Origin of the sequence: Paenibacillus psychroresistens, from assembly GCF_009728935.1 — a bacterium.
Taxonomy (GTDB): Bacteria; Bacillota; Bacilli; order Paenibacillales; family NBRC-103111; genus Paenibacillus_AC; species Paenibacillus_AC psychroresistens.
This window is the reverse complement of the sequence record NZ_CP034235.1, coordinates 6179183-6193433: the sequence shown is the minus strand read 5'-3', so window position 1 is coordinate 6193433 and position 14251 is coordinate 6179183. Positions and strand designations below refer to the sequence as shown.

Genomic DNA, 14251 nt, shown 5'->3' with positions numbered 1-14251 from the left:
CATATCACGCTGGGTCTATGCCCTTACATTCCTTCGTTCTACCTCTCAAGGGGTGGAGGCCGATTCTTGCTCCTTAACTGGGTCATGGCCCTTATGGAAAATTAACTTCGGCTTCTCCGGTGCTTCAATTGTCAAGTTGTAAACATGTTAATAAAGTGAGAATTCACACTTCTTATTATTGATTCATTTCTGTCCACATGTGAATAAGTGAACATCTCAATTTATGCAGCATCTTTTTGTAATTGCACTAAGCGAACAGGTCCTATTACATCATAGGCGTCATATTCTTTTTGCTTTGTTCCAAGTGTAAAGAGTACACGTACCAGTTTTCCACATAATGCGATAAGCGATTGCTTCTTTTTCAACGGATTCTGGCTTCGCGTTGTATAATGCTTGTGTAGTGCTTTAAACTCTGCGTTCTTCGCTACCATTGGCATGATACAACGGAAGAGTAATCCCCGAAGACGCGATCGTCCTCGTTTACTTATTCCCGTCTTGCCTTTTCTCTTGCCAGAACTGTTTTCTTTAAGATTCAAGCCAGCTAAACGAATAATCTGTTGTCCATGATCATACTTATTCAGGTCTCCTACCTCTGCTAGGAATCCTGCCACGCTTGTAATACCCACTCCTGGAATGCCCAGCATTTGCGCTGTTCCTGGGATCTCACCAAGAATTTTCAGAACTTCTTGCATGATCGTTTCTACTTGCTTAGAAAACAGGTTAAACTGCTCTAACAAAGCGGCTAGCTCTATCCGAGCGGCAACCGCCCCTTCGGTCAGCCCGATGGAAGATAGAGCAGTCTCATACAGTTTCTCAGCTCTCTTGATGCCCACACCCTGCTTAATTTCCGTCTTCCAATGAACAAGAACGCCTCTGGCGCCCAAAGAGACAATTTCTTGCGGAGTAGGAAATTGGTGCAAGGCCATGAGTGAAGCTTTACCCGTCCAATCCTTAAACACCTGTAGATATTCAGGAAAGAAACGGTCAATCCAGTTGTGTACACGTGCCTGAACCTGAGTTAGATTCACCACGACCTTTTCACGCAAATTCATTAAAATACGTAAATCTGCATAGGCTTCTGTGGGCAAATTCGGTTCCGTATACTTTCCATTGCGAACGAGATCTGCAATAACCTTTGCATCTTTGTAGTCACTCTTGGTTTGAGAGTTATCCTCTATTTCCTTTGTCTTATTGACATGATGCGGATTGACGAGCACAACCTTAATTCCCTCACCTTGCAGATAAGCCGCTAACGGAAACCAATAATGTCCGGTAGGTTCGACACCAAAAACAATTTCACTTTTGGCATGATCCTGTTGTAGACCCTTCATCCATCCAGCTAGTTTCGTTAAGCCTTCTCGATCATTGTAAAACTCACAGTCCTTACCTAGCTCAATACCACGATAATCTACAGCACGTGCCACGTGAATTTTCTTAGCAATGTCTGCACCTACAACCAACGTATTTTCAGAAATTCGTGTAATCCGTTGATTCTGCTTCTGTTTCATCTTATACTTCATTTGTGCGCCTCTTTTCGTATAGGTTTTTGTTCTGGCTGGAACAATTCCTAGTATACAAGAGGTGCATTTTTCATTCAAAGCTCAAATTACTTCATTACAGGAATAGCTCCTTAAATTAAGTAGTATCGTATAAAAACAAAAATCACCCTGCTTCAAAAGAAGCTAGGATGATTAATAACATCATGAATGACATTCCTATGCTTCGGTAACCCAGCCACCATTGGTCCAACAACCTTTAGGTCTGCAGCTTTGCGCCCTTATCTTTCGATAAGTTTGCCCTTCTCGTCTATGAACTAATAGTAATCTATTTCTATGATAATATCTACCATTATGCAAGAAATTTAGTTAAGAAGTCTTCTATATTTAGACCTACATTCCAATAGAATAATGTTGGGGGGAGTTATTGTCTTTAAGCGATTAGTTTAGTATTATAATTATAAATAAAACCGTGACGAAGAACGTCCTGAGCATCCATTGATTGATGGTGCTTGGGACTTTTTTGCGTTCAAGAGGAGATAATTTAGATGGGATTTAACGATGAGTATAACAAATGGTTGGACTATCACTTCAATAGCAGATCGGGGGAGCGAAAAGGTAGACTGCAAAGAGGGCATGGACATGGTGAAAAAGTATTTATGGAGCGTGTATGGTGGCATATATTCGGTAACTTTGATGATTTGCATCCTGAATATGAGGTTATGGATTGGCGAGGAAAGCCTTATTTTATTGATCTTGTGTGGAAGCCCGGACGATGTAAGTTTGCATTTGAGGTGAAAGGCTACGGTCCACATGTACAAGATACGGACAGGATTCGTTATCGACGTGAGTTAGACCGTGAAATTTATTTGCAAATATTAGGGTTTCGCGTAGTTGCAATCCCATACGATGATTTGGAGGCTGATCCTCAACTGACTATTAATTTGCTGAAATCATTATTGGCACCGTATATGGCGACAAACTTACAAGTTAACAAATATACTCGCCTGGAAAGCGGAGTATTACTGCTAACGCTCCAATATAATGATTTTATTCGGCCAGTTGATATTGTTAAGGAGCTGAGAATCAATCGTCGTACGGCGGTGTTAACTTTACAATCGCTTTGCAAGAAGGGGAAGCTCAAACCAATTTTATCTGGAAAAGAAACCAAAATCGTGCGCTACGAATTTGTACGCTCATTTACGGATGGTTGGATTTGGTAAATTCGGAAAGAAGGTGCAGAAATGCACCTTGTACTGGTGACTTCGCTCAAAGTGGCTGATTGAGGTGCAGAAATGCACCTTATACTGGTGGAATCGCTCAAAGTAGCTGAATGAGGTGCAGGAATGCACCTTGTACTGGTGACTTCGCTCAAAGTGGCTGATTGAGGTGCAGAAATGCACCTTGTACTGGCGGGTTCGCTCAAAGCGACCGAATGAGGTGCAGAAATGCACCTTATACCGTTGGATTCGCTCTAAGTCGCTGAATAAGGTGCAGAAATGCACCTTATACTGGTGACTTCGCTCAAAGTAGCTGAATGAGGTGCAGAAATGCACCTTGTACCGGTGGATTCGCTCAAAGTAGCTGAATGAGGTGCAGAAATGCACCTTTTTCAGCAATTAACAAACACAGAAAAGTGTTAGCAAAACTAACAAATGCTTAACAAATTGCAGGGAACTTACCAAATACCTGTAACCCATAATTAGCCTTATTCAGTTAAGGGGGCGAAGAGTAAAATGAAATTATGGAAACGCAGTATCAAGATTCAATTCATTCTAATTGTCACGTTGTTGGTTATTCTTTCGGGGACTTTAGCGGGGGTCATTACTTACCAAACTGCGAAAAAAGAATTGAAGGAATCAGGCCTCCAGCAGCTCCAGGAGATTGTTGCAGGCGCCATAGCGGTCTCAGCCACCTTGCAGGACGAAGTGATAGCAGGCAATTTAACACTAAAAGAAGCACAGGACAAAGCAAAAGACATCATTGACGGTCCGATGAATCCGGATGGCAAGTCACGGGATTTAACTAAAGCTCACTTTATGTATAAGACAGAAGGTTACATGTGGGCAAGTGACAATGATATCACACTAACTATGCATCCACTTGGCTTTGAGAATGTAAGCCTCAAGGATTATCAACTCGATAATGGGGTCTATCTTACTGCTGAATTAGTAAGACGGGGGAAATTGCCAAATGCAGAAGATCGAACTCTTGTATATCCATGGAAGAATGCTGGAAGAATGCTAATGAAACTGTAGCCCGACAACAAATCGGTTACACCGACTATTATGAACCATGGGGGTGGACGTTTGGAATCGCCGCTTACCCAACTGAATTTAATGGGTCATTACCCGTAATACGATCCGTTCTAATAGTGGGTATTGCTATCCTTTCCTTAATCATCGCTTTTGCCTTTATGTGGTATCTAAATATTAAGTTCAAGCTACTATTCCAAATGAAAGAAATTGCTGAAAAAGTAAGCTCTGGCGATCTATCCGTTCAACCAATTAAGGTCAATTCTAAAGATGAGATTGGACAGGTAGCGATCGTATTTAATCAAATGATTGATAATTTAAAAATACTAATTGGACAAGCAATGGAGTCCTCTCTTAGCATAACAGCAGCTACGGCCGAGATATCCGCAACAACAGAGGATGTCGCAAAAGGAAGCATGAATCAAGCAGAAGCTGCCCAATATGCTTCAGAGCTAGTAAGAGGATTGACTGTAGTAGTTAATTCGGTATCTCAAAAAGCACAGCAAGCATCAGAGATTACGAAAAAAGCGAATCAAGGGGCAATATCTGGAGGAGAAGCCATCCGAGTTTCGATTAACAGCATGGACAAGCTTTCACAGCGTATGTCCGAATTGGAGAAGGACTCCATTAAGATCGGGGACATTATTGAAGTCATAAACGATATTTCCGATCAAACTAATTTGCTTGCACTTAATGCAGCGATCGAAGCGGCTCGAGCTGGCGAACAAGGCAGAGGATTTGCTGTAGTTGCCGATGAAGTACGGAAATTGGCGGAAAGAAGTGGAGAAGCAACAAAGCAAATTGCTTTAATTATTAAAGGCATGCAAGGAAGCACGCAAGAGAGCGTAAATGCCGTAAATGAAGCAGCGACGCTTTCACAGCAAACAGGAGAAGTGCTTGGCGATACCGTACGATTTTTTGCAGAAGTCGCACAGCAAGTAGAGGAAATTGCGGCTGCAAGTGAGAAGCAAGCGACTCAATCCGAGGAAGTTATGAGTCAAATTGAATCCATTGCAGCGATTAGTGAGCAGTCTGCAGCGGCTTCCGAAGAGATAGCAAGCTCTACCCAGTCTCTCGGCGCCTTAACATATGAGTTTAATCGAATTGTAATGAAATTTCGCTTATAAAAGCAGCAGAGTTTAACCAATAAAGGCATTCGGGAGGCTATCTCCTTGATGTCTAAGAAGATGATGGATGAATATTTAATGTTCTATGCGGGGAAATTACCTAGCTGTTTCCGAAGAATGACCGCTTCATAGCAAATTGGTCTATTCAATTTAGGAGAAATTGGATCTTCAACTCTACTAATTAGCATGTTACTCTTACCTAAAACAGAATAGATAGGAAGAGGGTACTTGAAAATGGATTCGATCGAGCTCACTGGCCTTCGTGCTAAACTCACCCCACTAAGCTTGGAGCATACTGAGGAATTATATGATGCTGCTAAAGATCCGGAAATCTGGACCTACCTGCCAGAAAAAATCCAAACTTTGGAGGAAACGCTGAAATTTATAGAGGATGCGCTTTTGATTAAAGAAAAAGGTGTGGAAATACCTTTTGCAGTGATTGATTTAGAGACGAATAGCATCGTAGGATCTACGCGGCTGATGAATATCTCCATGCCTAATCGCCACTTGGAGATTGGCTGGACCTGGTACAACCCATCTGTCTGGCGAACGCGTATGAACACAGAATGCAAATATATGCTGCTTAAATATTGCTTTGAAGTACTAGAAACCGTACGTGTTCAATTCTGTGCGGATATAAGGAATACTCGCTCCAACCAAGGGATCCTGAGATTAGGCGCGGTTCAAGAAGGAATCCTCAGGCGAAATCGAATTCTAAGTGACGGCTACATTCGTGATGCTAGCATTTACAGTATTATTAGTGAGGAATGGCCGAGTGTAAAAGAGCGGCTGGAGCATTTTTTAGATACTAAATAGAAACGTTATTATCTGACTTTTTCCTTGGAGCGGGACCAAACCTGCTCTTTGGTTTTAAAAATCTCAGCTTGCCATATTTGATAACCGTATAGAATTAATGCAAAAGCAACAAATATAAACCAACGTTCCCATGGAGTAATATGGATTAGTTGATATACCCCTAATTTCTCTTGTAACAAATAATGGAATGGAAATACAGCAAACATAAAATCCATAACAATGTTTGTCACTAGATATACCCAAAATTTGCCGAATGTTAAGTGGAAAATCCAAAGAGTTGCAATTATAAACATTCCGAATACACCGGAAACGAATAAAGGCTTTAACCAAGGTATAATAACTACTTTAATAATCCAGTGTTTCTGATTAAAAGCAATCACATTATAAACAGCCATTAGAAAGGATGCTAGAATGGCTGCCGGGGCATAACGCTTTATGCTCTCTTTTTCCATGAAGAATAGGGTTAACCAAGGGCCGATCAGTAGCAGCCACAGTATGATTTTGCTCACCAAATATCACTATCCTTCACTTTTTATTTATAGTGTTTCCTTTCTTGTTAAGGTTATCCTGTAATACTCAAACATTCCAAACGAAGCGCCACAACAACAATCACTGACTAAAAAGGCTATGATAGTCTGTCCTTCAGCAAACTGTCACAGCCTAAACTCTTGTCAGAATTCTTTCTCAGCTTGTCATGCTAGTCTGCATAAATGTCCAAGTCCCCTCATAGACATGTACAAGACTTTAATTTAACTGGGAAGAGGGGATGAGGGGAATGCGCCGGATCACATGGATTATAGCCCTCGTAGTAGGAGTAACAATGGTTTTGGCAGGATGCGGCAAGAAGGATGCAGGTTCTGTGGTGAATGACTTGGATCAGTTAGTTGGCAAAATGGACAGCTATCAAGCTAGCGGAACCATGACATTGCAGACGGGGCAGGAGCCGCAGGATTATCAAGTGGAAGTGTGGTACAAGAGCAAGAATTATTACAGAATCTCACTGGTCAATGAGAAAAAAGACATTTCCCAAATTGTTTTGCGCAACGATGAAGGAGTGTTCGTTTTGACGCCGCATTTGAACAAAAGCTTTCGCTTTAAAAGCGATTGGCCCGAAAGGCAAGGACAGGTTTATCTGTATCAATCCTTGGTACAAAGCATTGTCGATGATAAAGCGCGTCAATTTACTGTAGACAATGGAGCGTATGTGTTCGATGTGACAGCCAATTACCAGAATGCATCCAACTTAGCAAGGCAAAGAATTTGGTTGAATAAAAAGAATTATGCACCACAGCACGTCGAAGTATCCGATGCTAATGCGAATGTCAAGGTTATTGTCGACTTTAAGCAATTTGAATTTGGCAAGAAGTTTGATAAGGATTCTTTTGATATGAAGCGAAATATGACAGCAGGAAACATGAACATTCTACCTTTAGATCAGGAAAAAGCTACTGGGAACGTGGATCCAACCATTAAAGATCTGATAAAGCCAGAGGTTGATAAAGCAACAGTTGGCACTGTAGCTCCCGAAGATAAAGCAGTTTCAGGTACAATCGATCCCGTAACAGGAGCAACGATAGTAGAAAATGCAGAAGATGTAGAAGACGCTGCACTTTCAGGCACCCCAGTAGATGGTAAGAAAAGTCCGGATGATAAAGCTGTTGGGGAAACAGATACCCCAATTACTGAACCTGTAGTAAACCCAGCAGAACCAGTAAACCCGGCAAATCCTCAAGAAGAGAAGCTGACATTTGGAGCTATTGATCCAAGCTACACCCCATTAGGTGTTAAACAGGTAGATATTGCCGAAATAACACTTGGAGGTACTAAAGCGATATTGATGCGCTACGCTGGTGATTATAACTATTCAATCGTCGAATCCAAACCTCAGGTTGAAGAAGCAATGGCTACTGTACTTAATGGAGACATTGTTGATCTTGGTTTCACTTTGGCCGTTATTACGGGGGATGAGATGAAATCCCTGCAATGGTTACAGAATGGTATGGAATTTAAATTATCTTCCAGCGATTTGCCAGAGGAAGAAATGATTAAAGTTGCTATGGCATTCGAAGGACAAAGCAGCAAGTAATTCGGAGCATTGACAGCCTTCGGAGAACCGATTAACATAGGTTTAATGATTAGAGAATGCAATCAAAGCTGATAAAGGGAGCTAGAGTCGGATTATAGACTTTAGTCCCTTCTCCGTTTTAGAAGAAGGTGAATGTAAGTGGATTCGTTTTACCGCCCCACCTGGGTTGAGATATCGTTGGATGCTTTGCAGCATAATTTTCACGCCTTTCGTCAGCTGATTCCGGTTAATGTGGAGATTATGGCTGTAGTTAAAGCCGATGCATATGGACATGGTGCTGTCGCAGTAGCAAAAGAAGTTATGGAGATCGGTGCTGCATATTTGGCGGTCGCATTTCTGGATGAGGCTTTAGAGCTTCGCCGTGCAGGAATAACCGCACCGATTCTAGTTCTGGGATATACCTCGGAGCAGGGGCTTCCTCTGGCGATTGAATATAACATAACCTTAAATGTATATCAGCCAACGATTCTTAGAGCATTGGCTGCTTTGAGCAGTGAAGAGTATCCCGTGAACATCCACATCAAGCTGGATACGGGAATGGGTCGGCTAGGGCTTCATGACGAAGTGGAAGCGATCGCTTTTATAGAAGCAGCTTTGGCTTTGCCTTATGTGAATGTCGAAGGGATTTTTACACATTATGCCAGCGCGGATGAAGCAGATAAAACGTATACGATCAAGCAGCATGAGAAGTTTGATGGAGTTGTCCAATATTTTGCTAAAAAGAAGGTTGGCTTTAAATATATCCACGCGGGGAATAGTGCAGCTGCAATTGATGTCCCTGAGTTAACATACAATATGGTACGGTTAGGTATCAGCATGTACGGGCTTTATCCTTCGGGTGAGGTTCATAAGGAACGTATAGATCTACAACCGGTGATGAGCTTAAAAACAGGTGTGGTTCATCTGAAAGAGCTGCCTAAAGGCTCCGGTATTAGCTACGGTACCATCTATCGCACAGAGCTTGAGTCTGAGTGGATTGCCACTTTGCCCGTTGGTTATGCAGATGGTTTTTCACGTATGCTGACAAGTAAGGCACAAGCGTTGATTCATGGGCAAAAAGTGCCGATTGTTGGGACCATTTGCATGGATCAATGTATGATTAATGTAAGCAGTGTCGACGGAGTTCAGCTAGAGGATGAGGTTGTTCTGCTCGGGAGACAAGGAAATTCCAGCATTACTGCGGATGAGTTGGCCGTGCAGCTGGGCACCATCAATTATGAAATCACTTGTATGATCTCACATCGCGTACCAAGAGTTTATATACGTGGAGGTCAAGTTTTCCATGCTGTCAATTTATTGCAGCACCATGGCATATAGGTATCCCATGATTTACTTGTAGAGTTTTTTGCGAATTAAGCAGGATTATGCAGACGAATGTAGAATATAACATATTGGATATACGCTATGCATATATTGAACTCTGTATAAAAATGCTTCATCTTCATCATAATGGTAATAGTAGCTGTGCAACGTAGTTGGGGGTGCGAAAGTTGTCTAATCTAAACACAAAACGTATTATGATCAGTCTACCAGACCATTTATTGCAAGAAGTCGATGGGATTGTAGAGAAAGAAAACTCCAATCGCAGTGAGTTTATTCGGCAAGCTATGAAGCTTTATTTGATGGAACGTAAAAAAAGAGTGCTCCGTGAATCCATGCAGCGCGGCTATATGGAAATGGCCAAAATCAATTTACACATTGCTTTGGAAGCATTTCAAGCTGAGGAAGACGCTGGAAGCACTGTGAACCGTTTAGTTAGCGGGGTGTAGACATTGATTGTTAAACGTGGCGATGTGTTTTTTGCAGAGTTGTCTCCTGTGGTCGGTTCTGAGCAAGGAGGCGTTCGACCGGTATTGATTATTCAGAATGATATTGGAAATCGCTTCAGCCCTACTGTAATTATTGCCGCAATTACGGCACAAATTCAAAAAGCAAAGCTGCCTACACATGTGGAAATTGATGCAGAAACACATGGCTTTGATCGTGATTCCGTTATTCTGCTGGAACAAATTAGAACCATCGATAAACAACGCTTAACGGATAAAATTACTCATCTCGATGATGAAACGATGCGTAAGGTAGATGAAGGCTTACAAATTAGTGTGGGCTTGATTGATTTTTAACTGCAAAACCAACCCTAAAGATTAATAATGAAAAACCAACTCTAGAGAATAAAATGAAGCGAGGGCGGTTTGGTTCCCTCGTTTTTTGGCTGTAAAGAGGCTTGGAAATGGACGAAAAATCAAGAATAATACAGTTAACGGACAACATGTTGCCTATTAATCGTATACATAAAGGATGGGAAGCATGGAAAAAGAAGATAAGGTTTTGGATGCAAGAGAAGCATCAGAGGGAAAAACGAAAATTGTCCAGACAGCAGCACAAAAAGCACAGACGCAGGGGCGCATCTTAAAGCAAATATCTGCAGAGCTCCAATTGCCGCAAGCTAAAGTTAAAACAACCATGGATTTGTTGGACGAAGGGAATACCATTCCTTTTATAGCTCGGTATCGTAAGGAAATGACAGGCGAGCTGGATGAGAATGAGCTGCGCGCGATTGAAGAAAGACTGCAGTATCTGCGAAACCTCGAAGAACGCAAGCTTGAGGTCATTCGATTAATAGATGAACAAGGCAAGCTAACTCCGGAGCTTCAGGCTGCTATTGAACAAGCGGGTAAGCTGCAAGAGCTGGAGGATTTATATCGTCCGTTCCGTCAAAAACGCAAAACACGGGCAAGCGTAGCCAAAGAACGCGGCTTAGAGCCTTTAGCTGCTTGGGTTATGACCCAACCGAAACAAGGGAATGTGCTAGCTGAAGCGGGTAAATATGTAGATGAAGCTAAAGATGTACCAACCCCTGAAGCGGCACTGCAAGGAGCGATGGATATTATTGCTGAGCAAATTGCAGACGATGCTAAAATGCGTGCGTGGATTCGTCGTTATACCCATGATAATGGTGTAGTAAGAACAGAAGCTAAGGACAAGCAGTTAGAATCCGTTTATGAAATGTACTATGCTTACCAAGAGCCGGTTAAACGCCTGCCTCCACATCGTACTTTAGCGATTAATCGTGCGGAAAGAGAAGAAGTGATCAAGGTAGCTTTGGATGTGACGAATGATAAAATCCATGATTTCATCGGGCGTCATTATATTCGCGGTGAATCGATTGTTAAGTCAACCCTAACGCTTATTATTGAAGATGCCTATAAACGTTTGCTTGCACCATCTATTGACCGTGAGGTCCGTGGGGAATTGACGGATAAAGCCGAGGAGCATGCGATTCGAATTTTTGCGGAGAATCTGCGTGCTTTACTGCTGCAGCCTCCGGTAAAAGGTAAAATTGTACTTGGCGTCGATCCCGCATTCCGGACAGGCTGTAAGCTTGCTGTTGTCGATGATACCGGTAAGGTGCTGGAAATTGCAGTTACGTACCCAACCCCACCTAATAACAAAATTACGGAAGCCAAAGCAAAGATCAAGCAAATGATCAGTCAATATCGCGTTGAATTGATTGTAATTGGCAATGGAACAGCTTCTCGCGAGACCGAGCAGTTTATTGCTGAGCTGATTAAAGAGGTCAAGGATTCAGGGACGCTGAAGGAAACAGGGGCGGGTACAGGAGTAGGAACAGGAGTAGGAACAGGGCACTCTCGCAAGCTCGAGTATATTATTGTGAGCGAAGCCGGGGCGAGTGTATACTCGGCTTCGAAGCTGGCTCAAACGGAGTTCCCCGACATGGATGTGTCGGAACGCAGTGCGATCTCGATCGCTAGGCGGATGCAGGACCCGCTGGCGGAGCTTGTGAAGATCGACCCCAAGTCCATCGGGGTCGGGCAGTACCAGCATGACGTTACGCAGAAACGTCTGGAAGAGAGCTTGACCGGCGTCGTCGAGTCGGCGGTGAATCATGTTGGCGTCGACCTGAATACAGCGTCGCCGTCGCTTTTGTCCCACGTCGCGGGAGTGAACGGCACGATCGCGAAGAACATCGTTGCTTACCGGGAGGAACACGGTAAGTTCACTAACCGCAAGCAGCTGCAGAAGGTTGCGCGGTTGGGGGCTAAAGCCTACGAGCAATGCGTAGGCTTCATGCGGATCAGCGGGGGTGAGAACCCGCTGGACGGCACTCCTATCCACCCCGAGTCCTACGGGGTGGTCGATGCTTTGTTCCAGGAGCTCCGCCTGGAACTGCGCCAGCTCGGCTCACAGCCGCTGCGTGAAACGCTGCAGCTGCTTGAGCCTGAAGCCCTCGCGCCGAAGCTTGGCGTGGGTGTCCCGACGTTGCGGGACATCGTGGACAGCCTTCAGCGGCCTGGACGCGACCCGCGCGAGTCGACGCCCTTACCGATCTTCCGCACCGACGTGCTGAAGATCGAGGACCTCGTAGCGGGCATGGAACTGCATGGCACCGTGCGCAATGTCATTGACTTCGGCGCCTTCGTGGACATCGGCATCAAGAACGATGGTCTCGTCCACATCTCGCAGCTCAGCGACAGCTTCGTGAAACGGCCGATGGACGTTGTCTCCATTGGAGATACTGTAACCGTCCGCGTCCTTGAAGTAGACATGAAAAAAGGCCGCGTAAGCCTAACAATGAAAACACAATAACCACTTGGAATGCCAAGTGGATTACAAAAAGCAGTCAACACCTCACGGTGAAGGCTGCTTTTCAGCATTTCCTAGCTAACTTTTTCCACTTAAAGCTGCCCTAACAATAAATATTATTGCTACGGCTTTTTACTAAACTAATTTGCTTCTGTAACTATATTTTATATTGTTTCAAGGCACCCTGTAGCTTACTTTTTTCACCTTAAGCTGCCCTAACACTAAATAATATCGCTACAACCCGTCACTCAAACTAACTAGCTTTTGTAACGATATTTCTTATTGCTTCAGATAACTTGCCACTCATTAGCATATAAAAACCGCCCCTTTTAGGACGGTTTCACTAACTATTACATACTTCCCTGCTCAGACAAATTTGTTTCTAATTCCTCACGATATCGGGTGCAATAAAAGAACCAGCATTCGTTTAATAAACGAACCTGTCTCAGGTTTTTAGTCTGGTAAGCGCGTGATAACTGATTGCATAGCCATTGTGGCATAGGTGTCAGCCCCTTTCGGATCCAAGATCCGTTGCTTTTCCACAGCATATGAGCTTAACAGGGCGGATGTGACTATTTTAGCTATAATCTAAGCTATTGCAACTAAACCAATCCTTCTGCTTCTTCCTCATACCACTGCTCCAACTGTGCTTGCAAAGCGCGAATTTCCGTCAAAAGTGAGATTAACGGATATTCCGTCTCCGTAATAGAAGCAAATTTTTGCTCCAAATGATTAATGTAATCCAAACCGTTCCAAATCGGAAAGCGATCGTCCATGATATCTAAATTGTCGCACTCAATCGTCATTACAGGGAGCTTGGGGATGTTACCTGCGGTGAATTTCGCAATTTCTTTATGTAGTCTGCGATTTAATGCAGTCAGCTGATACATATGGGTAGCAGGCATCTCCACAAATTCCAAAACATCGCCCAATTGAAGCATACCGTATCTCATTTTAGCCATAGTAGAAGCATTCCCCTTTATCGTTTAAAATATAATAGATTGCCGTAATATTTAAAATTCATAATGTCCTTTGATGGGACATTCCTACTTGACAGTGTAACGAATGTAGGGTACAAATTCAAGTAGAGATCATTCATTCTTAAGGGGAATAAGCATGGAGAATAAGCAGCTGCAGCAGTGGATCGAGCATATTTCATTAACATCCTTCGGTGTGCCTTTTAAGCATATAGCTTCATTTAATAGCCGTTTGCGTACGACCGGGGGGCGTTATTTTACCAAATCTCATAATATTGAAATTAGTAGTTTGCAATTAGAGCTGCATGGAACGGAAGAAGTTGAAAAAATAATTAAACATGAATTATGCCATTATCATTTGCATTTGGCACGTCGCGGCTATCAGCATCGTGATGCAGATTTCAAACAATTGTTGAAGCAGGTGGGTGGAACAAGGTTTTGCAGTGCATTGCCGATCCCTAAACGCAAGGAGCCCTATCGTTATAAATTGCTTTGTACAAGCTGCGAAATGGAGTATTTACGTAAGCGTAAAGTCAATCCTTCTAAATACGCGTGTGGAAAATGTCGGGGGAAATTAAAGCTATTTCAGATTGTACTTGTCAAGCAAGTGACTTAACCTTGACTTCAACCAAAAATCATGATAAATTTTAAAGTGTCATTTTCCCTGATAGCTCAGTTGGTAGAGCACTCGACTGTTAATCGAGTTGTCGCAGGTTCGAGTCCTGCTCGGGGAGCCATTAACTTTTGGAGAGATACCCAAGTGGCTATAAGGGGCTCCTCTGCTAAGGGAGTAGTCGTGTAATGCGTGCGAGGGTTCGAATCCCTCTCTCTCCGTTCTAGCACCAAACAAAAACCGCTAGTTGCCTCGGCAGCTGCGGTTTTTTGTTGA

Annotated in this window: 14 protein-coding genes, 2 tRNA genes and 1 riboswitch; of the genes, 12 read left to right on the top strand and 4 right to left on the bottom strand. The window is 43.2% G+C overall.

The window, feature by feature from the left end; all coding sequences use genetic code 11:
- Positions 1–221: 221 nt before the first annotated feature.
- The gene (locus EHS13_RS28105) at positions 222–1520 is read right to left on the bottom strand and encodes an IS110 family RNA-guided transposase (RefSeq protein ID WP_155698944.1); all 1299 of its coding nucleotides are present in this window, start codon (positions 1518–1520) and stop codon (positions 222–224) included.
- 201 nt (positions 1521–1721) lie between these two features.
- Positions 1722–1808: riboswitch (cyclic di-GMP riboswitch) on the bottom strand.
- Positions 1809–2044: 236 nt separating this feature from the next.
- On the opposite strand from EHS13_RS28105, the gene EHS13_RS28100 reads away from it, so the two are divergent.
- The 4 genes from EHS13_RS28100 (at position 2045) to EHS13_RS28085 (ending at position 5694) form a co-directional block, all read left to right on the top strand.
- Positions 2045–2719: a hypothetical protein gene (locus EHS13_RS28100; RefSeq protein WP_155703557.1), complete on the top strand. Its 675-nt coding sequence runs from the start codon at positions 2045–2047 to the stop codon at positions 2717–2719.
- A gap of 513 nt (positions 2720–3232) precedes the next feature.
- Positions 3233–3754: a cache domain-containing protein gene (locus EHS13_RS28095; protein ID WP_155703556.1), complete on the top strand. Its 522-nt coding sequence runs from the start codon at positions 3233–3235 to the stop codon at positions 3752–3754.
- On the top strand, positions 3718–4878 hold the full coding sequence (locus tag EHS13_RS28090) for a methyl-accepting chemotaxis protein (protein ID WP_155703555.1): 1161 nt from the start codon (positions 3718–3720) through the stop codon (positions 4876–4878). Before EHS13_RS28095 ends, EHS13_RS28090 begins: the two co-directional genes overlap by 37 nt.
- A 234-nt stretch (positions 4879–5112) precedes the next feature.
- Positions 5113–5694: a GNAT family N-acetyltransferase gene (locus EHS13_RS28085; RefSeq protein WP_155703554.1), complete on the top strand. Its 582-nt coding sequence runs from the start codon at positions 5113–5115 to the stop codon at positions 5692–5694.
- Between the two features lie 8 nt (positions 5695–5702).
- Here EHS13_RS28085 and EHS13_RS28080 read toward each other — a convergent pair whose 3' ends face one another.
- The gene (locus EHS13_RS28080) at positions 5703–6146 is read right to left on the bottom strand and encodes a hypothetical protein (RefSeq protein WP_227013544.1); all 444 of its coding nucleotides are present in this window, start codon (positions 6144–6146) and stop codon (positions 5703–5705) included.
- A gap of 323 nt (positions 6147–6469) precedes the next feature.
- On the opposite strand from EHS13_RS28080, the gene EHS13_RS28075 reads away from it, so the two are divergent.
- From EHS13_RS28075 to EHS13_RS28055, 5 genes are all read left to right on the top strand, one after another.
- Positions 6470–7780, top strand: coding sequence for a LolA family protein (locus EHS13_RS28075; protein WP_155703552.1), 1311 nt, complete (start codon positions 6470–6472; stop codon positions 7778–7780).
- A gap of 138 nt (positions 7781–7918) precedes the next feature.
- Entirely contained in the window at positions 7919–9097 is a 1179-nt protein-coding gene (gene alr, locus EHS13_RS28070) for an alanine racemase (RefSeq protein WP_155703551.1), read from the top strand.
- A gap of 173 nt (positions 9098–9270) precedes the next feature.
- Positions 9271–9549, top strand: coding sequence for a CopG family ribbon-helix-helix protein (locus EHS13_RS28065; protein WP_155703550.1), 279 nt, complete (start codon positions 9271–9273; stop codon positions 9547–9549).
- 3 nt (positions 9550–9552) lie between these two features.
- Positions 9553–9903, top strand: coding sequence for a type II toxin-antitoxin system PemK/MazF family toxin (locus EHS13_RS28060; RefSeq protein WP_155703549.1), 351 nt, complete (start codon positions 9553–9555; stop codon positions 9901–9903).
- A gap of 184 nt (positions 9904–10087) precedes the next feature.
- A complete protein-coding gene (locus EHS13_RS28055) occupies positions 10088–12388 on the top strand; it encodes a Tex family protein (RefSeq protein WP_155703548.1) in 2301 nt (766 codons plus the stop codon).
- A 347-nt stretch (positions 12389–12735) separates the two neighbouring features.
- On the opposite strand, the gene cmpA is transcribed toward EHS13_RS28055, so the two are convergent.
- Positions 12736–12885, bottom strand: coding sequence for a cortex morphogenetic protein CmpA (cmpA, locus tag EHS13_RS28050; protein ID WP_155703547.1), 150 nt, complete (start codon positions 12883–12885; stop codon positions 12736–12738).
- A 102-nt stretch (positions 12886–12987) separates the two neighbouring features.
- Positions 12988–13347, bottom strand: coding sequence for a hydrolase/acyltransferase (locus EHS13_RS28045; RefSeq protein WP_155703546.1), 360 nt, complete (start codon positions 13345–13347; stop codon positions 12988–12990).
- Between the two features lie 154 nt (positions 13348–13501).
- On the opposite strand from EHS13_RS28045, the gene EHS13_RS28040 reads away from it, so the two are divergent.
- The 3 genes from EHS13_RS28040 (at position 13502) to EHS13_RS28030 (ending at position 14196) form a co-directional block, all read left to right on the top strand.
- On the top strand, positions 13502–13978 hold the full coding sequence (locus EHS13_RS28040; RefSeq protein WP_155703545.1) for a SprT family protein: 477 nt from the start codon (positions 13502–13504) through the stop codon (positions 13976–13978).
- Positions 13979–14023: 45 nt separating this feature from the next.
- Positions 14024–14099: transfer RNA gene (locus EHS13_RS28035), tRNA-Asn, on the top strand.
- A gap of 9 nt (positions 14100–14108) precedes the next feature.
- Positions 14109–14196 (top strand) — tRNA-Ser (locus tag EHS13_RS28030).
- The last annotated feature ends 55 nt before the right edge of the window (positions 14197–14251 follow it).